The 18,889-nt window shown below is 66.4% G+C and carries 15 protein-coding genes; 6 read left to right on the forward strand and 9 right to left on the reverse strand.

Annotated features, from left to right (window positions below):
- Window positions 1–16: 16 nt before the first annotated feature.
- The 5 genes from ntrX to dusB form a co-directional block, all read right to left on the reverse strand.
- Window positions 17–1,402: a nitrogen assimilation response regulator NtrX gene (gene ntrX / locus FHS96_RS07350; protein ID WP_429588817.1), complete on the reverse strand. Its 1,386-nt coding sequence runs from the start codon at window positions 1,400–1,402 to the stop codon at window positions 17–19.
- Window positions 1,402–3,669 (reverse strand): sensor histidine kinase, encoded by a 2,268-nt coding sequence (locus FHS96_RS07355; RefSeq protein ID WP_429588818.1) that lies wholly within the window; start codon window positions 3,667–3,669, stop codon window positions 1,402–1,404. Before FHS96_RS07355 ends, ntrX begins: the two co-directional genes overlap by 1 nt.
- A 63-nt stretch (window positions 3,670–3,732) precedes the next feature.
- A complete protein-coding gene (gene ntrC, locus FHS96_RS07360; protein WP_429588819.1) occupies window positions 3,733–5,190 on the reverse strand; it encodes a nitrogen regulation protein NR(I) in 1,458 nt (485 codons plus the stop codon).
- Window positions 5,191–6,342 carry a two-component system sensor histidine kinase NtrB gene (locus FHS96_RS07365; protein WP_429588820.1) on the reverse strand — a complete coding sequence of 384 codons (1,152 nt, stop codon included), beginning with the start codon at window positions 6,340–6,342 and terminating at the stop codon, window positions 5,191–5,193.
- Window positions 6,318–7,316: a tRNA dihydrouridine synthase DusB gene (gene dusB, locus FHS96_RS07370; RefSeq protein ID WP_429588821.1), complete on the reverse strand. Its 999-nt coding sequence runs from the start codon at window positions 7,314–7,316 to the stop codon at window positions 6,318–6,320. Before dusB ends, FHS96_RS07365 begins: the two co-directional genes overlap by 25 nt.
- A gap of 120 nt (window positions 7,317–7,436) precedes the next feature.
- On the opposite strand from dusB, the gene FHS96_RS07375 reads away from it, so the two are divergent.
- The 3 genes from FHS96_RS07375 to FHS96_RS07385 are packed head-to-tail and all read left to right on the forward strand — an operon-like array spanning window position 7,437 to window position 9,713.
- Window positions 7,437–8,603, forward strand: a complete 1,167-nt coding sequence (locus tag FHS96_RS07375; protein WP_429588822.1) for a bifunctional 2-C-methyl-D-erythritol 4-phosphate cytidylyltransferase/2-C-methyl-D-erythritol 2,4-cyclodiphosphate synthase — start codon at window positions 7,437–7,439, stop codon at window positions 8,601–8,603.
- On the forward strand, window positions 8,600–9,139 hold the full coding sequence (locus tag FHS96_RS07380; RefSeq protein ID WP_429588823.1) for a hypothetical protein: 540 nt from the start codon (window positions 8,600–8,602) through the stop codon (window positions 9,137–9,139). Before FHS96_RS07375 ends, FHS96_RS07380 begins: the two co-directional genes overlap by 4 nt.
- 22 nt (window positions 9,140–9,161) lie before the next feature.
- A complete protein-coding gene (locus FHS96_RS07385; protein WP_429588824.1) occupies window positions 9,162–9,713 on the forward strand; it encodes a CinA family protein in 552 nt (183 codons plus the stop codon).
- On the opposite strand, the gene FHS96_RS07390 is transcribed toward FHS96_RS07385, so the two are convergent.
- Window positions 9,635–10,150 carry a type II toxin-antitoxin system RatA family toxin gene (locus FHS96_RS07390; RefSeq protein WP_429588825.1) on the reverse strand — a complete coding sequence of 172 codons (516 nt, stop codon included), beginning with the start codon at window positions 10,148–10,150 and terminating at the stop codon, window positions 9,635–9,637. The genes FHS96_RS07385 and FHS96_RS07390 overlap by 79 nt on opposite strands.
- Complete coding sequence (lipA, locus tag FHS96_RS07395; RefSeq protein ID WP_429588826.1) at window positions 10,137–11,066, reverse strand: lipoyl synthase; 930 nt, start codon at window positions 11,064–11,066, stop codon at window positions 10,137–10,139. The genes FHS96_RS07390 and lipA overlap by 14 nt, the downstream gene beginning before the upstream one ends.
- An 86-nt stretch (window positions 11,067–11,152) precedes the next feature.
- Between lipA and FHS96_RS07400 the strand changes: the two genes are divergently transcribed.
- The gene (locus FHS96_RS07400) at window positions 11,153–11,782 is read left to right on the forward strand and encodes a carbonic anhydrase (RefSeq protein ID WP_429588827.1); all 630 of its coding nucleotides are present in this window, start codon (window positions 11,153–11,155) and stop codon (window positions 11,780–11,782) included.
- A gap of 166 nt (window positions 11,783–11,948) precedes the next feature.
- On the opposite strand, the gene FHS96_RS07405 is transcribed toward FHS96_RS07400, so the two are convergent.
- Together FHS96_RS07405 and FHS96_RS07410 are read right to left on the reverse strand one after the other, a co-directional pair.
- Window positions 11,949–12,350, reverse strand: coding sequence for a putative quinol monooxygenase (locus FHS96_RS07405; protein ID WP_429588828.1), 402 nt, complete (start codon window positions 12,348–12,350; stop codon window positions 11,949–11,951).
- A 266-nt stretch (window positions 12,351–12,616) separates the two neighbouring features.
- Window positions 12,617–15,745 (reverse strand): TonB-dependent receptor domain-containing protein, encoded by a 3,129-nt coding sequence (locus FHS96_RS07410; protein ID WP_429588829.1) that lies wholly within the window; start codon window positions 15,743–15,745, stop codon window positions 12,617–12,619.
- Window positions 15,746–16,092: 347 nt separating this feature from the next.
- Here FHS96_RS07410 and FHS96_RS07415 point away from each other — a divergent pair, with 347 nt between their 5' ends.
- Both FHS96_RS07415 and FHS96_RS07420 read left to right on the forward strand, forming a co-directional pair.
- Complete coding sequence (locus FHS96_RS07415) at window positions 16,093–18,186, forward strand: prolyl oligopeptidase family serine peptidase (protein WP_429588830.1); 2,094 nt, start codon at window positions 16,093–16,095, stop codon at window positions 18,184–18,186.
- 75 nt (window positions 18,187–18,261) lie between these two features.
- The gene (locus FHS96_RS07420; RefSeq protein ID WP_429588831.1) at window positions 18,262–18,888 is read left to right on the forward strand and encodes a LysE family translocator; all 627 of its coding nucleotides are present in this window, start codon (window positions 18,262–18,264) and stop codon (window positions 18,886–18,888) included.
- Window position 18,889: the final 1 nt, after the last annotated feature.

Genomic DNA, 18,889 nt, shown 5'->3' on the forward strand with positions numbered 1-18,889 from the left:
CCCGGCGGCCCCTGCCTCACTCTTCCTCGTCGCGGCTGTCCGAAATGCCGAGGATCTTGAGCTTGCGGTGCAGCGCGGAGCGCTCCATGCCGATGAAGCTCGCGGTGCGCGAGATATTGCCCGAGAAGCGCCGGATCTGGACGCGCAGATATTCGCGCTCGAACGTCTCGCGCGCCTCGCGCAGCGGTGCGCCCATGATCGAACCCACGCCGCCGCCCGCGCCGACGGCGGGCTGATCGCCCAGGATCTCGGGCGGCAGCATGTCCATGTCGATACGGCCGATCCGGTCGCCGGGCGCGAGGATGATCGTGCGTTCGACGATGTTGCGGAGCTGGCGGACGTTGCCCGGCCAGTCGAATGCCTGCAGCGCCGCGACCGCATCGGGAGCCACCTGGGGCGTCGGCACGCGCCGCTCGCTGGCGTAGCGCGCGACGAAATGGTCGACGAGCGAGGGAATGTCCTCGCGCCGTTCGGCCAGAGGCGGCAGGTGCACCGGCACCACGTTCAGGCGATAATAGAGATCCTCGCGGAAGCGCCCCGCGGCGATCAGTTCGCCAAGCACGCGCGACGTCGCGGAAACGACGCGCACATCGACCTTCACGATGCGCTGCCCGCCGACGCGGGTGAAGCTCTGGTCGGTCAGCACGCGCAGGATGCGCCCCTGCGTCGCCAGCGGCATGTCCGCGATCTCGTCGAGGAACAAGGTGCCGCCATGCGCCTGTTCGAGCATGCCGGCGCGGACCATCTCGCCGCCCTCCTCTACGCCGAACAATTCCTCCTCGACGCGCTCGGGCGTCATCCGCGCCGCGCTGACGACGACGAACGGGGCGTTGGCGCGCGGGCTCCACATATGGAGCAGCCGCGCCGCGACCTCCTTGCCGACGCCTGCCGGGCCGGTGACGAGCACGCGGCTGCCGGTTGCGGCGACACGCTTCAAGGTCGCACGCACGCCGTTGATCGCGGACGATGCGCCGGTCAGCTCCTCTTCCTGCCCCACCTGCGCCTTGAGCGACGCGACCTCGCGCCGCAGCCGCTCAGTTTCGGTGGCGCGGCTGACGAGGTGGAGCAGCTTCTCCGCCTCAAACGGCTTCTCGATGAAATCGGCGGCCCCGCGGCGGATCGCGGCGACGGCCGTGTCGATATTGCCATGGCCAGAAATCACCAGCACCGGCAGCGAGCTGTCACGCCGCTTGATCTCGTCGAGCAGGTCGAGCCCGTCAAGCCGTGAGCCCTGCAGCCAGACATCGAGCAGCACCAGCGATGGCCGGCGATCGTCGATGGCCGCCAGTGCCGAGTCGCTATCCGCCGCGGCGCGCGCGGTGTAGCCCTCATCCTCGAGCACACCGGCCACCAGCTCGCGGATGTCGCGTTCATCGTCGACGATCAGCACGTCAAGCGCCATCAATCATTCCTCATTCTGGTAAGCGTCATCGGCGACGCATCGCCGTCATTGGCGGCGGACGCGGGTGCGTCGCCAAGGTCGAGATTGGCGAGCATCGCAGGATCGAGCAGGATCGTCACGATCGTGCCGCCGCCCGGCCGGTCGCCGAACGAAATCGTGCCGCAATGTTCCTCGACGATCTTCTTGACGATCGCGAGGCCGAGCCCGGTGCCGCGCGCGCGCGTCGTCATATAGGGCTCGACCAGCCGGTCGCGCTCGGCGGGCAGGCCGATGCCGTTGTCGGCCAGTGCGATGCGGATCAGCCCGTCAGGCTGCGATTCGACCGTCATCGCGACGAAGCCGGGCTCGCCCGTCGCCTCGCCACGCGACTCGATCGCCTCCACCGCATTCTTGACGATGTTGGTCAGCGCCTGGCCGAGCTGCCGGCGATCGCTGACGATCTCGAGCGACGGATCCGGCGCGTCCAGCGTGAAACGGACGGTGGGGTGCGCCACCTCGTGCAGGAACAGCGCCTGCCGGGCGATGTCGATCAGCCCCTCCACTTTGAACACCGGCTTGGGCATCCGCGCGAAGGACGAGAATTCGTCGACCATCCGCCGCAGGTCGCCCACCTGGCGAACGATCGTGTCGGTCAGCCGCTCGAAGGTCGGCTTGTCGCTCTCGATTTCCTTCGCATAGCGGCGGCGGAGCCGTTCGGCGGCGAGCTGGATCGGCGTCAGCGGGTTCTTGATCTCGTGCGCGATGCGGCGCGCCACGTCCGACCAGGCGGCGCGGCGCTGGTCGAGCAATTGCTGGGTGATGTCGTCGAAGGTCAGCACATGGCCCTGCTCGTCGCGCACCACCTTCACTGCCAGCGTCCGCTGCTCGCCGCCGCTGGCAAGCTGGACGATCGACTCGCGCTCGCCGCAATCGATCAGCGCGTCCAGCTCCGGCGCGACGCTCGCCAGCGGCTGCCCCACCGGGCTCTCGCCGCCGGTGCCGAGGAAGGTTGCCGCGGTCAGGTTGATCAGGCTGATCACGCCAGCCTTGTCCACCGAAATCACCCCGGCGGAGACGCTGGAGAGCACCGCCTCGATGAACGCGCGACGGCTGTCGAGCTGGTCGTTGGCGGCCACGAGCGCGCCGGTCTGCTCCTCCAGCCGTCGCGTCATCCGGTTGAACGCGGTGGCGAGTGTGCCGACCTCGTCCTGCGTGCGCGGCGAAGCGACGCGCGCGGAGAGCTCGCCGGCCGCGACCCGACGCGCCGCGTCGACAAGTTCGCCCACCGGGCGCACCAGCCGGTCCGCCACCTGCAAGGCGATCCACACCGCCGCGCCCACGATCAGCAGCGAGATCACCAGCAAGGCGGCGTTGAACTGAAGCTGCAATGCGCGGCTGCGATCGAGCAGCGCGTTGTAATCGCGCAGCACGCCGCTCGCGCGCGCGAGCACCTCGGCGTCGTAGCGGCGCGAAGCATAGAGATAGATGTCGCGGTCGGGAAACAGCCGTGCGACCGCCTCGACGCGATCCTTGGTCTCGCTGATCACCACCGGTGTACCGGCGCGCAACGTGCCCACGACCGCCGACGAGACCCGCTGCTCCACGTCGCGCGCATCGGGATTGACCATTGCCAGTGTGACCGGCTGCCCGTTCGCGCCGATGCTGACGATCGCGGATTCGTTCAGGTGGCGCGTGGCCATCTGGAAGGCATAGCCGCCGATGAAGTCGGGGCTGTCATAGGCCGCCTGCCCCAAATAGTCGCGCAGGTCGCTCGCCATCGTCTGCGTCTCGGCGGCCACCTGCGAGCGCTGCTCCTGATAATAGCCCTGCACCAACTCGCTGGCATTCTCCAGCATGCCGCGCGCCCGGTCCGAAAACCAGAATTCGACGCCATACTGGAACAGCAGCGACGCGAAGATCACCACCAGCAGGGTCGGCACGGCCGCGATCACCGAGAACAGGGCGACCAGCCGCACGTGCAGCCGGCCATGTCCGCCGATGGGTGAGCGGGCCGCACGGCCATGCGCCACCCGCCGGCCAAGCAGTACGAGCAGCGCGATCGCCGGCACCAGATTGGCGACCAGCAGCAGCGCGACCAGCGGAGGCGTCAGCAGCTTCTGCGGAGACCGTTCGCCACCGATGATGAAATAGCTGGCAACGCCGATCGCCACCGCAAGGACCAGCGCGATCACCTCCACAGCCGGCATCAGCCGGCGGCGGCCAAGCAGGATCGCGACCTTGCGTCGCAGGCGGGTCAGGCCTTTGGACGCGCTGCGTGCGGCATTCATCGTTGCAGCCGTACAACAGTTTCGTTGCACAGCAAACACAGCTGGTCGCAGAATGGAGCGAATTCAGCCACCTTGGCGCAGACGGCGTGTCTCGAGCTGATGGTCGTTGAGCTTTTTTCGCAGCGTATTGCGGTTGATGCCGAGCAGCTTCGCGGCCTTGAGCTGGTTGCCCTTCACCGCGCCCAGCGTGATTTCCAGCAACGGCCCCTCGATCTCGGCAATGATCCGGTCATAGAGGCCATCGGGCGGCAGATCGCGGCCAAACGCGGCGAAATAACGCGCGAGATGCGCCTCGACCGCGCCGGCGAGCGTCTCCGCCCCCCCGGACAGCCGCTCCTCCTCCACCCGCGGGCCGCCGGCGAGCTGCTGTTCGACCAGCACCGCGCTGACGACATCCTCTCGCGCCAGCACCGCCAGGCGCCGCATGAGATTTTCCAGCTCGCGCACATTGCCCGGCCAGTCATGCTGCTCCAGCCGCAGCACCGCGCCGCCATCGAGATATTTGCGCGGCAGCCCTTCCTGCGCTGCGCGATCGAGGAAGTGCTGCGCGAGTTCGCCGATATCGCCCCCGCGCTGGCGCAGCGCAGGCAAGGCAATCGGCACCACCGCCAGCCGGTAATACAGATCCTCGCGGAACATCTTCTCCGCGATCATCTCGGGCAGATGCTTGTGCGTCGCCGCGATGATGCGCACGTCGGCGCGGATCAGCCGGGTGCCGCCGACCGTGGTGAATTCGCCGGACTGGAGCACGCGCAGCAGCCGCGTCTGCGCGTCCATCGGCATGTCACCGATCTCGTCGAGGAACAATGTGCCGCCCTGCGCCTGCTCGAAACGGCCTGCCGCACGGCCATGCGCGCCGGTGAACGCGCCGCGTTCGTGCCCGAACAATTCGCTTTCGATCAGCTCGCGCGGGATCGCCGCCATGTTGACGGCCACGAACGGCGCATGCCGCCGCCGGCCAAGATCGTGGATCGCGTGCGCGACCAGTTCCTTGCCGGTGCCCGACTCGCCCAGCACCAGCACGGTCAGGTCGTTGGCGACGACCCGCGCGATCGTGCGGTAGACCTCCTGCATCGGCGCCGACCGGCCGATCAGCGGCAGGCTCTCGTCGATCCGGTCCGCCTCGCGGGCGGGGCCGGCGCTACGCCGGCTGCGCACCCCGTCGGCCACCGCCCGGCAAAGCTCCTCAAGATCAAAGGGCTTGGGCAGATATTCGAACGCGCCCTGCTCGGTCGCGCGCACCGCCGTCGTCAGCGTGTTCTGCGCCGAAAGCACGATGATCGGCAGGCCCGGCGCATCCGCGAGCAGTTCGGGCACCACGTCCAACCCATTGCCGTCCGGCATGATCACGTCGGTTACCAGCACGTCGGGCGCGAACTCGGGCATCGCCGCGCGCAGCGCCGCGATCGATCCGACCGTCAACACCTCATGCTGCTGGCGACGCAGCGCCTCCCCCACCACCGTACAGATCGCGGCATCATCGTCCGCCACCAGGATCCGGCCCCCACTGGCCCTCTCCATCTATTTCTCCCCAGCCTTGGCACGCGGCAGCAGCAGCCGGAATACCGTGCGTCCCGGATCGCTCAGCCGTTCGTGCTGGACGATTCCCCCCATGTCGCGGACGAGCTTGTCGACCAGCGTCAATCCCAAGCCCCGTCCGCTGCGCTTCGACGATACGAACGGATCGAACAGATGGTCGACGATCTCCGGCGGTGCCCCCGGGCCATCGTCAATCACGCACAACTCGATCGGCAGCGACAACCGCCGCCCGCCCTCGCTCACCGACACCGAGACGCCGTGGCGATAAGCGGTGGTCAGCGTGATCGCTCCCCTGCCCGCGCCCGCCGGACGCGACTGCCCCTCGATCGCTTCGGCGGCATTCTTGATGAGGTTGAGCAGCACCTGGATCAACGCATCGCGATTGACCAGCACCGGCGGCAGCGAAGGATCATAGACCTCGCGCAGGTCGACATCGCGGGCCACACCTTGGCAGGCGAGGTCACGGGCATGTTCGAGGATCGCGTAGATGTTCTCCGCCTTGCGCTCCATCGGCCGCGTGTCGGTGAAATCCTCCATCCGGTCGATCAATTGGGCGATGCGATCCACCTCGCTCCGGATCAGCCGGGTCAGCGCGCGCTCGCCTTCGGGGAGGCTCGATTCGAGCAGTTGCGCGGCGCCGCTGATGCCCGACAGCGGGTTCTTGATCTCATGCGCCAGCATCGCGGCGGCGGCGATCGCGGTCATCGTTCCGCCGCTGCGCTCCAGCCGGTGGCCCATGCGGTGCGCGGCGGCACCGACATGGATCAGCATCATCCGCCAGCCGGCGCGATCGACGATCGGTACGACGATGAAATCGGCGCGAAACCGCTGCCCGCGTGGCGTTTCGATCGCGAGGTCATAGGCGGCGAACCCCGAGGTCTCTCGCCCGGCGGGGAGCTCGCGATATTCGGCCGGGATCGCGAAGGCGTCGTCGACCGTGCGCCCGACCATCGCCGCGCTGGACAGGTTGAGCAGATTCTCGGCAGCCGCGTTGACACTGACGACGAGATCGTCGGGATCGACGAGCAGCATCGCCTCCGGTAGCGCAAACAACAGCTCCCCCGGCTGCGGGGCATCGTCGCGCGCGGGCGCGCGACGGCCAAAGCGGATCAGGCCGCTGCCCGGGAGAGCCACGGATCGTAGAATTCGCGCAGCATCGCCAGCACCCGATCGGGCTCGGCGATGAAGTTCACCTTGTTGCGGAAGTCGGCGGAGCCATGGAGGCCGCGCGTGTACCAGCCGATATGCTTGCGCGCCATGTTGACGCCGGTCATCTCGCCATAATGCTCGATCATCGCATGATAATGCTCGACGATCAGATGATATTGCTCCTCGATCGAGGGATCGGCCACGCGTTCGCCGGTGCGCAGATAGCGCATCACCTGGCCGAGCAGCCATGGCTTGCCATAGGCGCCACGCCCGATCATCACGCCGTCCGCGCGCGATTGCTCAAGCGCGGTCATCGCGTCCTCGATCGAGCAGATATCGCCATTGGCGATGACGGGCAGCGACACCGCATCCTTCACCTTGGCGATGAACGCCCAGTCGGCGCTGCCCTTGTACATCTGGTTGCGGGTGCGGCCATGGACGGTGATCAGCTTGACGCCCAGATCCTCGGCAATGCGCGCGAGTTCGGGGGCGTTGAGGCTGTCATGGCACCAGCCCATGCGCATCTTGAGCGTCACCGGCACCGAGACCGCCTTCACCGTCGCGTCGATGATCGCCGCGGCGGTCTTCAGGTCACGCATCAGTGCCGATCCGGCGTCGCCATTGACGACCTTCTTCACCGGGCAACCCATGTTGATGTCGATGATCGCAGCGCCGCGATCCTCGTTGAGCTTGGCCGCTTCCGCCATCTCCACCGGCGAACAGCCGGCAAGCTGCATCGAGATCGGCTCTTCCTCGCGGTGCCACGCCGCCTTCTGCAGCGACTGGCGCGTTTCCCGGATCATCGCCTGGCTGGCGATCATCTCGGTGACGTTGAGGCCCGAGCCATAGCGGCGGACGAGACGGCGGAACGGCATGTCGGTGACGCCGGTCATCGGCGCGAGCAACACGGGCTCTGCGATCTCGACGGTGCCAATCCGAATGGGTGCCAGTTTCTTCATCACGCCTGCCTAAAAATCAGGCAAATCGCATAGCGGCGGATTGCGGCGGCGGCAAGGCAGACGCACGCGCCGCGCACCGCCCTTCCCGCCCGCATCTTATTCCCCTAAAGCGCCGCCGCCATGCAGACTTCTCCACGCATCGCCGGCATTGTCGTCGCCGCCGGCCGGGGTGCCCGCGCAGGCGGGGATGTCCCCAAGCAATATCGCAACCTCGCCGGGGTGCCGGTGGTCGTTCGTGCGGCGCAGGCGCTGGCCGCGCATCCCGCGATCGAGACCGTCATCGTCGTGACCGGCCCCGGCCAGGAGGATCTGTTCGATCGCGCCTTCGCTGGCCACGCGGCGCCGCGTCGCATCGAAGGCGGGGCCACCCGCCGCGCTTCGGTGTGCGCCGGGCTCGCCGCTGTCGTGGATCATGACATCGTCCTCATCCATGATGCCGCGCGGCCGCTGGTGCCGGCGGCGGTCATCGACCGGCTGATCACCGCGCTGGAAACGCATGACGGCGCCGTGCCCGTGCTGCCGGTGGTCGACAGCCTCGCGATGAGCGACGGCACGCGCCTTGGCGGCCCGGTGCCGCGCGACGGGCTGGCGCGGGTGCAGACCCCCCAGGCGTTCCGCCAGCCGGCGATCACCGCCGCTCATGCGCTGTGGCCGGACGATCGCGAAGCCACCGACGATGCGCAGGTCGCGCGCGCGGCCGGCCATGATGTCGCGACCGTGGAAGGCGATCCGATGCTCGAGAAGCTCACCCACCCCGGCGATTTCGCCGCCGCCGAACATCGCCTCGCCCCCACGATGATCACCCGAACCGGCATGGGGTTCGACGTCCATCGCTTCGCGCTCGACCGCGAATTGTGGCTGGGCGGCGTGCTGATCCCGCATAGCCACGGCCTCGCCGGCCACAGCGATGCCGATGTCGCGCTGCATGCGCTGGTCGATGCGATCCTTGGCGCGATCGGCGCTGGCGATATCGGCAGCCACTTCCCGCCCAGCGATCCGCAATGGCGCGGTGCCCCCTCCTACCGCTTCCTCGAACATGCCGCCTCGCTCGTCGCCGCGCGCGGTGGCATGATCGATCATGTCGATGTGACGATCATCTGCGAACGCCCCAAGGTCGGCCCGCATCGCGAGGCGATCCGCGCCCGCATCGCCGCCTTGTTGATGATCGAAACCACGCAGGTTAGTGTCAAGGCGACGACGACCGAAGGACTGGGTTTCACCGGGCGCGGCGAGGGAATCGCCGCCCAGGCCATCGCATCGGTCCGCATCGGGGGATCCATCCTATGATGAGAATGGTATTGCGGACGCTCGGCTCTGCGAGCGCGGCATTGGCGCTCGCCGTGTCCGGCACCGCGCAGGCGGCGGCGTGCATCACCGAGCCCGAGATGGAGGCGCTGGCGCTGCATATGGTGCCGGCCTTCCTCGACAAGTCGATGTCGGTGTGCGCTACCACCTTGCCGATCGGCGCTTACCTGCAGACCTCCGGCCGCGCGCTGATCCGCACCTATCGCGATGCGGCGGAACCGACCTGGCCGCTCGCCAAGGCGGCGATGGCGAAGATCGCCAATGGCGAGGGCGATGCCGGCGTCGATTTCAACGCGATCGACGACAATGTCATGCGTCAGTTGGTCGAAACTGGCTTTGCCGCGAGTCTGGCAGAAGAATTGAAGCCTCAGGATTGCGGCAAGATCAATCGCTTCGCCGAAGCGATCGCGCCGCTGCCGACCGCCAATATGGGAAAGATGGTCGCGCTGCTGCTAGAAATCGGGCTGGCGGGCGACAAGACCATGCGCCTGCCGACCTGCCCGGCGGGCCAACAGTGACAATGATATCGGGAAGCACAAAGTGAGTGAACAGCGCGATACGATCCTGCCCGTCGAACTCGTCGAGGCGGCACGCAAGGTGGTCGAGGCGAACCGCGCGGCCGGGCGCCGCATCGCGATGGCGGAAAGCTGCACCGGCGGGCTCGTCTCCGCCGCGCTGACCGAGATTCCCGGTTCGTCGGACGTGTTCGAGGCCGGCTTCGTGACCTATGCCGACGAGGCGAAGCTCGGCGCGCTCGGCATCAGCCTGGATGTGCTGGAGACGTTCGGCGCGGTGTCGATCGCGGTCGCCTGGGCAATGGCGCAGGGCGCGATCAAGAAGAGCGGGGCCGATGTCGCGGTGGCGATCACCGGCATCGCCGGCCCCGATGGCGGCACCGAGAAGAAGCCGGTCGGCACCGTGGTGTTCGCCCGCGCCGAGCGCGATGGCGATCCCAACGCGGTCGTCGCCGACAAGCGCGTGTTCGACAATAATGGCCGCGGCGGCATCCGCCTTCAGGCGGCGTTGTGCGCGCTCGAATTGCTGATGCCGGCCGAACCCGCCGTCGTCGTGCCGCCCGCATCCGAACTCTGACCGTTCTGGCCATAGAGAACGGCGGCACGCGCCTCGAACGCGTCGGTCATCTTGCGCAGCGCCTTGTCGAACACCTGGCCCGCGAGCATCTCGAACAACCGGTTCTTGAACGCGAAATCGACCGAGAAATCGACCAAAGTGCCGCCCTGCCCGTCGGGGCGGAAGCGCCATTCGTTGCGCAGATGCTTCAGCGGCCCTTCGACATAGTCGACGGTGATCGCATCGGGTCGATGCTTCGCCACCCGTGAGGTGAACTTCTCGCGCAGCGCCTTGAAGCCGACGACAAGGTCCGCGACCATCTCGGTCTCGCTGTTCGAACGGACGCGGACGGCGACCACCCACGGCAGGAAATCGCCGTAACGGGCGACGTCGGCGACCAGTTCGTAGAGCTGCTCCGGCGTATAGGGCAGCGCGCGGGTTTCGCTATGCTTTGGCAAGCTTCGCCTCGCGCGCGGTGCGCAGCTTCGCGAAATCATCGCCGGCGTGATAGCTCGAGCGGGTCAGCGGCGAGGCGGCGACCAGCAGGAAGCCCTTGGCGCGGGCGATCGCGGCATAGGCGTTGAACACCTGTGGGCTGACGAAATCCTCGACCTTCGCATGCTTGGGCGTCGGCTGGAGATATTGGCCCATCGTCAGGAAATCGATGTCGGCCGAACGCATGTCGTCCATCACCTGATGGACTTCCAGCCGCTGCTCGCCGAGCCCGACCATGATGCCGGACTTGGTGAAGATCGACGGATCGTGGCGCTTGATGCTCTCCAGCAGGCGCAGCGACGCATAATAGCGCGCGCCCGGCCGGATCGTCGGATAGAGCCTCGGCACGGTTTCGAGATTGTGGTTGTAGACGTCCGGTCGCGCCGCGACGATAGCCTCCACCGCGGCCTCCGCCTTGTTGCGGAAATCGGGCGTCAGGATCTCGATCGTGGTCTTGGGGGTGTTACGGCGAAGCGCCTCGATCACCTTGACGAACTGGCTGGCGCCACCATCCGGCAGATCGTCGCGATCGACCGAGGTGATGACGATATGTTCGAGGCCGAGTTCGGCCGCTGCGGTCGCGACATGCTCGGGCTCGAGCGGATCCACCTTGCGCGGCATGCCGGTCTTCACGTTGCAGAACGCGCAGGCGCGCGTGCAGACGTCACCCAGGATCATCACCGTCGCGTGTTTCTTCGTCCAGCACTCGCCGATGTTCGGGCAGGCTGCTTCCTCGCACACGGTGGCGAGGTTCAGGCGCCGCATCAGCTGGCGGGTTTCCGAATAGGCAGCGCCCACCGGCGCTTTCACCCGGATCCAGTCGGGCTTGCGCTGACGGGGGGCGGGCTGCGGGAGGTTCACGGGATCGGCTTCGCTCATGCCGCTGCAGATAGCGATGTGTGCCGCCACTTGCCACCCCCTGCCCGCCGCCTTAACCGCAAGAGCCGAGGAGAGGAGCCGTCGCTATGGACTATGCCGAGATGATCGTTGGCTATCAGCGCTTCCGGGCGACGGGCTGGCGCCGCGAACGCGCGCGCTGGGCCGAACTGGCCGAGGGCCAGAGCCCCAAGGTGATGGTCATCGCCTGCTCCGACAGCCGCGTCGAACCCGCGGTGATCTTCGATGCCGCGCCGGGCGAACTCTTCACCGTGCGCAACATCGCCAACCTTGTGCCGCCCTTCGAGAATGATGGTGGGCGCCACGGCGTTTCCGCCGCGGTCGAATTCGCGGTCACCCAGCTCGAAGTGCCCGAGATCGTCGTGCTCGGCCATGGCGCGTGCGGCGGCTGCCGCGCGGCGCTCTCCGCCACCTTCGAGGGCGCGCAGCCAGGTGAAGGCGGTTTCATCGCACACTGGATCGACCTGCTCGACGGCGCCCGCGAAAAGGTGCTGGAATCGCATGGCGACACACCCGAGGGCCGCAGCGCACTGGAACATGAGGCGGTGAAGGTCAGCATCGCCAACCTGCGCACCTTCCCCTTCATTCCGGAGCGCGAGGCGGCTGGCAAATTGAAGATCCACGGCGCTTGGTTCGCGATCGCGGACGGCACGCTGCACTTGCTCGATCCGGAAACCGGCAGCTTCGGCGAGGCCTGACGCGCCGGCGCCTCTTCCGGTGATCCGGAAGGGCATTCACACATCTCAGCTGGAACCGCGCAAATAGCTCTCTCCCGCGAAGTACGGGAGAGGGCTTTTCGCGCAGTTCCAACCGATGTGTGAACGCGATCGCGCCGATCCGGAAGAGACGCGTCCCGCCCCCGACTCAGCCCTTCAACAACCCCACCCCACCCAGCGGCACGGTTTCCACGCTGCTTTCGAACCCCGCGATCATCGGCTGACCGCGCATGATCGCATCCTTCACCGCCGGAAGCGCCAGCGATGCCTTGTGGCTTTCGGCGCCATCCCACACTTCGGTAATCCACAGCGCGTCGGCATCGGCCGGATCGGTCGCCACGATATAGCTGAGGCACCCCGGCATCGCCCCGGTGCCCTCCAACAGGATCGCCGCGAGCGCATCGCGCTGACCGGGCTTCGTCTTCATCTTGCCGATCAGCCCGTACATCGCCTTACCCGTCCCCGTCGTTTTCCCGATCGCCGGCGCCCGGCCCAGCAGCGCCATCGCGAGGCCGCCGCCGATCGCGGTCCGTCGTGCGATGCCGCTCATTCCTCCGCGATATCCTCGTTCCATAGCGCCGGCACATGCTTGCGGGGGAATTTGCGTGACGGGCAGGTGCATTTGTTGCCGTGATCGCGCAGGTCCGCCATCACGCGGTACGGATTAGTTGTTCAACCGTCTTGAGATCGATCGCCACGCGCAACGCCGCTCCCCACCAGTGCAGGCAGGGCTAAAGCAGGTGGACGAAATTTGAAAGTCCGTCGCAAAACGACTGGGCGGCAGGATGTTTCGCCTTGCCGCCCAGAGACTTGTCATCAGAACTTCATATTGACCGACATCGCATAGCGACGACCGAGCAGGTCATAGCTTTGCACCGCGTCGTAGGGAAATGGCGGCGCCTTGTCGAATAGGTTGGTGACCGCGAGGCGCATCGTCATCCGCTCGTTGATCACCTGCGACAGGCCGAGGTTGAACAGCCACTGGTCGTCTAGAACGAGGACGTCGCGGCTGTCGACGTTGAACAGCGCATCATATTTCGACTTGCCGGTGTAATTGCCCTGCACGCTCAACCCGAAGCCGCCGTCGCTCGCGAAGCTCACGTTGAACTGGCCGCTGTAGCGCGGGGTGCCGACCTCGGTCACGACCGGATCGACGGTGACGCCGTTGTTCGAGCTTTCCAGCTTGTCGAGATAGAAGAAGGCGCCGCTCAGCGCGAGGCGGCCGTTCACACCGATCCCGCTCAGCGGCAGCACATAATCGGCCTGCGCAGTCAGACCCTCGAACAGGATATAGTCGCCGTTGACGAAGCCGGTGCGGATGCCAGGGTTCGCCGGGTTCGACCGGATCTGGCCATTCTCTTCCGGATTGCTGCTGCGCACGCGGGTAAATTGCTGGCAGAAGCTGTTGCCATTGTCCGGATCGGCAAGGTTGAAGTTCGCGTTGTCGTAGCACCCCTCGGCGATGTTCGCGGCGGTGAGCGAGGCGATGTTGCCCTTCACCTTGATATGGTTCCAGTCCACCGCGATCTGCAGGCGCGGGATAAAGCGCGGACGGATGACGGCACCGAAGGTGTAGCTGTCAGCCACTTCGTTCTGCAGATCCGGATTGCCGCCCGTGCGCTGGGGCACCGCCGAGGTGCGCGCTAAACTGTCGTAGGTGGATCCATTGATGCCGTAGGAGTCGAAGAAGGCCTGGCAATTGCGCTGGCGGACCGCCGGGTTGGTGCCGCTGGAGATGTTCACGCGATCGCAGGGATCGGGGAAGAAGGTGCTGGCATTGGTCTGCGGCGTGAACAGTTCGACGATCGAGGGCGAGCGCAGAGAGCGCGTGTAGTTGCCGCGGAACTCGATGTCGCGGATCGGCCGCCAGCGGCCACCGGCGGTATAGGCCCAGAAGCCGCCATTGACCGAGTTGTTGACGTAGCGGCCACGGCCCTCGACGGTCAGGCTCTCGATCAGCGGGACATTGTTGTCGGGCGAGACCAAAGGCACGAGCAGTTCGCCGAACACCTCGTCGGTATCGAAGCTGCCTTCGTTGCCGATCACCGCGGCCGTGCGGCCACGGCCCGCCGCCAGGAAGTCGTCCGGGGAGAAACGGCCATATTCGCGGCGATGCTCATAGCCGAGGTTGAAGCCGACACTGCCGGACCACAGCTTGATCAGTTCGGACGAGCCGAAGTTGATGTTGTAGACCTGCTGTTCGAGCACGGACTTCGAGGTGCTGTAATAGCTGACATAGTCGATCGCCGCCTGCGTCACCCGGCCCGGACCGAACGGATCGATCGGCGCGCAGGCCGAGTCCGCGATCGGCGTCACGCCGCCCGGCGCGGCGTTCACCAGCGGGGTGGGATTGCAGTTGTTGATCGCGTTGACGAAGTTCTGCTGGTCGATCAGCGTCTGGTGGAAGAAGCCCTCGGTGCGGCCATAGTTGACCGACGCTTCCCAGTTGAAGCTCTTGCCGAACATCGAGAAATCGCCGGTCAGCCCGAACACGCCGCGATAGACGTCAGTCTCGGAACTGGCGCGGCTGTTGGTGATGTCGACGAAGTTGCGCGCGAGGTAGAAATTGCCGTTGACGCCATAGCTCGCGAGCACCGAACGGGCCTGGTCCGTCAACCGCGGATCGTTGACGTTGAACAGCAGCGCGCTGTTCGGACCGCCGGGGAAGAGCGGCGAGTTGTAAACGGGCTGGTCGACCACCTCGCGGCCAACGCCGTGATAATAGGTGCCCTCGACGAAGGCCGTGATCGAGTCGGTCAATTCATAGTCTGCGACGAGGTTGACCGTGGTACGTTCGAGGTCGTTGGTCAGCGCGCGCGTGTCGGCCAGGTTGAAGCCGTCGCCGCCGCTGCCATAGGTGTTACCGAACGGCATGCCCGGATCGAAGGGCACGATGTTGCCGTTGCCGTTGAACTGCAGCCGGTTCTGCCCGCCCGCGCCGAAACCCGCGGTGCTGCCATCCAACGGATTGTAGGTGACGAAACCGCCGGTTGTCGGGTTCACCGGCAGGATCAGGCCGTTGACCGATTCCGCGAAGATGCGCGTGTTGCCGATCAGCACGGTGTTCGGAATGCCGTCCGCGGGGCCGGTGTTGTACGGAATGTCGTTGATGCGGCCGTCATTGCCCGGGGTGCGGCCTGGAATGCGGGTTTGAGCGCTGCCCGCGGTCGGGTTGGTCTGGAAACTCAGATCGCGGTCGGCCCGCGCGCGATCGGTCGCCTTGAGGCCGTCGCTGCGATCGAAGCTGGCGCCGACCAGCACATGGCCGCGGCCGCCGCCGAATTTGAAGCCGGCGATGCCCGAGAGGTTGAGGCGGAAATTGTCGCCATGATCGGAAATGCCCGACAGCGCCTGTGCCTCGACGCCCTCATAATGCTTCTTGAGGATGACGTTGACGGTGCCGGCGATCGCATCCGAGCCATAGACCGGCGCACCACCGATCGAGACATTCTCGACGCGCTCGACCATCAGCGACGGGATCACGTTGAGATCGACTTGGAGGCCGGCGGGGTTGCCGAGCACGGTCGGCGCATTGGTCGACACGAAGCGGCGGCCGTTGACGATGGTCAGCGTGCGCGCGGTGCCGAGGCCGAACTTGTTCACAAAATTCTGGCTGACGCCGTAGGTGCCTTGGACACCATCCGCGCTTTGCGGCACGCCGAAGCCGGGCTGCTCGTTGAGCGCATCCGCGACGTTGGTGAGACCGCGGACGTTGAGATATTCGGAGGAAACGACCGTGGTCGGCTCAAGCGCATCAAAATCGGCGCGGCGGATACGCGAGCCGGTGACGACGATCTCGCCATCATCCGCGGCACCGCCCGGTGACGCGCTGGTCAGCGTCGCATCGGCCTCGCCCTGCGCCGGCTCGGCTTGTGCCAGCGCGATTCCGGGAACCATGAACAGCGCACCCGCAAGAGCGCTCGCCCGGAGCAACCGTGTTTTCATTTTCAACCCCCTTGTTGTCGACCCCGACGCACCTCCCCCAGGTGCCACGCCTCGCTAGGCGCTTTCATTTGTATAGACATAGCTATCAAAGATTCGCCGCGTTGCAACATCCAATCAGGAAAAAGGCAATAGGCGTGTCAAAATTGCCGGAATGATCTTGAAGATATAATGATATATTATTTCATAGACTGAATGATTTGTCGGAATATGGCAGCACAACAGGCGCAATTTTTTGTATAGACATTAGCAATGTCGCCGCGCCATGGTCGGGTCGGATGATCGAGCCCATCGGGTCGCAGCCATAAGGGGGGTCAATGTCAAGAATCCAGAGCATCGTGCGGCGGCGTATGATCGGGAGATCGGCTTCGATCTCGATCGCAGTCGTCGCACTCGCCGGCAGCGCGATGGCGCAATCACCCGCGGTGCCAGCGGTCAGCGCCTTCGCGATGAACGAGGAGGTCCGCACCCAGGTCCGCGCGATCCGAGGCCTCGCCCTGTCCCCCGACGGCAAGTCGGTGATCGCGGGGATCACCGACACGACAGCCAATGGCGGCCAGCCGCATCTTTGGCTGTTGGCAGAGGGTGCCCGCCCGCGCCAGCTTACCTTCGCACGCGCGGCCGATCGCGGCGGCGAGACGGCGGCAATGTTCGCACCGGACGGGGCCTCGGTCACTTTCCTCGCCTCGCGCGACGGCACCAAGTCGCTATTCCGCCTGCCCCTCTCTGGTGGCGAGCCCGAGCGGCTGCAGATCGTCCGCTCCAAGGCGGGTGCGACCACCGCATCCTGGGGCGGCGCCAAGCCTGCCGACAGCGAGGCGCTTGCGGTTGGCGGCTATGCCTGGTCGCCCGATGGCCGCTATCTCGCGCTGTGGGCCGACGAGCCCGAAGCCGCGGCGGTAAAGGCGCGCAAGGAGCGCAAGGACGATGGCTACAGCCATGGCGAGGCGGACGACCGCACCCGCCTCTACCTGATCGATCCGGTCACCGCCGCGATCCGCGCGGTGCCGCTTTCGGGGACCTTCCAAGACGTTCACTGGTCCTATGACAGCGCCGACATGCTCGTCGCGACCGATCCGGATTCGGACGAGCGCGGCCCCGAGACGACGATCTGGCGGATCACGCCGGCAGAACTCCGATCGACGAAGTTGGACCTGCCAGAAACCGCGGCCGACGCCGCCTACCTCCCCGGCCGCAGCCGCATCGTCTATACCGAGCAGTGCGCGGACGATGCGCCGCCGCGCTGCAACGACCTGATCGTCAAGGATCTCGCCACCGGTGAAGCGCGCAACCTGACCCGCGGGTTCGACGGCGCCATCCCGAGCAGCTTTACCGTGCTGCCCGACGGCGACCTGATGATGACGATCGCGACGCATTTCCAGTCGCGCCTCGCCCGGCTTTCGACGCGCACCGGCAAGGTGACGTGGCTCGACAACGGCAAGCCGGTGACCAGCGGGCTCGTCACCAACCAGAAGCAGACCGCCTGGGCGATGCTCTCTTCAAGCGCGACCGATCCGACCGGCGTCTATCTGACGAAGCGGCCGGGCATCGCCCCTGCCCGCCTCGAAACGCCGGCGCTGGTTCCTGCGCACTGGGCCAAGGTGCCGTCGCAGATCGTGCGCTGGGAAAATGAGGGGCTGACGATCGAGGCGGCGCTCTACATGCCCAAGGTGCCGGCGGGCACCAAGGTGCCGCTCGTCGTCAGCATCCATGGCGGCCCCGCCGGCCGCTTCCAGGACGATTATTCGGCGCTGATCCAGATGCTCGTCGCCGAAGGCTGGGCGGTAATGCAGCCCAATATCCGCGGCAGCACCGGCTATGGCGCCAAGTTCACCGCCGCCAACAAGAACGACCTTGGCGGCGCCGACTATCGCGATGTGATGACGGGCGTCGACAAGCTGTTGAAGGAGCATCCGATCGACGCCGGGCGGATGGCACTGATCGGCTATAGCTATGGCGGCGAGATGGCGGGGTTCGTCGTCGGTAAGACCGACCGGTTCAAGGCGATCGTCTCCGGCGCGCCGGTGATCAACCAGTTCAGCGAATATGGCACCGAACGCGGCACCTGGTACGACCGCTGGTATTATGGCCGCCCCTGGGACAATTTCGAGGACGCGTGGCGGCAGAGCCCGATCGCCTATGCGAAGAACGCCAAGACGCCCTTCCTGCTGCTGCAGGGCACCGAGGACGTGACCGACCCGCTCGGCCAGTCGCTGGAGATGTATCGCGCGCTGAAGCAATATGACGCGCCGGTCGCGCTCGCCGTCTATCCGCGCGAGGGCCATGGCGAAACCGGCGGCAATTTCCGCGCGCTGCCCAGCACCGAGCCCTGGCATGGCGTCGACCTGCGGCGCCGCATGTTCGGCTTCCTGCGCGCGGCGTTCGCGGGCGAAGCCGATCCGCTGGCGATCGCGCGCAAAGACGTCGTCGAGCCCGCGAAATAGGCCGCGGCTGACAGGCGAGAACCATTCTGCTAGGTGCGCCGCCGCGTCGCGGGTGGCGGCCGAGCGGAGTGGTTCATGAAGATAGAGACATGGTTGCTGTTCTGCGCAGCGGTGTTCGCCCTGTCGGGCACGCCGGGCCCGAACATGCTTCACGTCCTCACCCGCAGCGTTTCGTTCGGGTTCCGGCGGAGCGTCGCGGCGATGATGGGGTGCCTCACCGCGGTGGTTGTGGTGCTGATCGCTTCCGCCGCCGGACTCGCCACGATCCTCGCGGCCGCGCCGACCTTGTTCGAGGTGCTGCGCTACGCTGGCGTCGCCTATCTTCTCTATCTGGGCATCAAGGCGTGGCGCGCCCCCGCCGGCGATGGCCCCGACACGTCGGGGCTGACGCCGACGATGTCGCCGTTCGCGCTGTTCCGCGGCGGTTTCCTGATCAGCATCAGCAACCCCAAGCTGCTGCTGTTCGCGGCGGCCTTCCTGCCGCAGTTCATCGATCGCAGCGCGCCGCAGGTGCCGCAGTTCGTGATCCTCGTCGCGTCCTTCGCGGTGATCGAGACCTTCTGGTACATGGTCTATGGCGTCGGCGGGCGCGGCATCGCGCGCTATCTGACGCGGCCGTCGCTCAACCGCCTGTTCAACCGCGTCTGCGGCGCGATCTTCGTGAGCTTTGGACTGGCACTGCTCGGCGCGCGATCGCACTGAT

This window comes from Sphingomonas zeicaulis, assembly GCF_050433225.1.
Lineage (GTDB): Bacteria > Pseudomonadota > Alphaproteobacteria > Sphingomonadales > Sphingomonadaceae > Sphingomonas_D > Sphingomonas_D zeicaulis.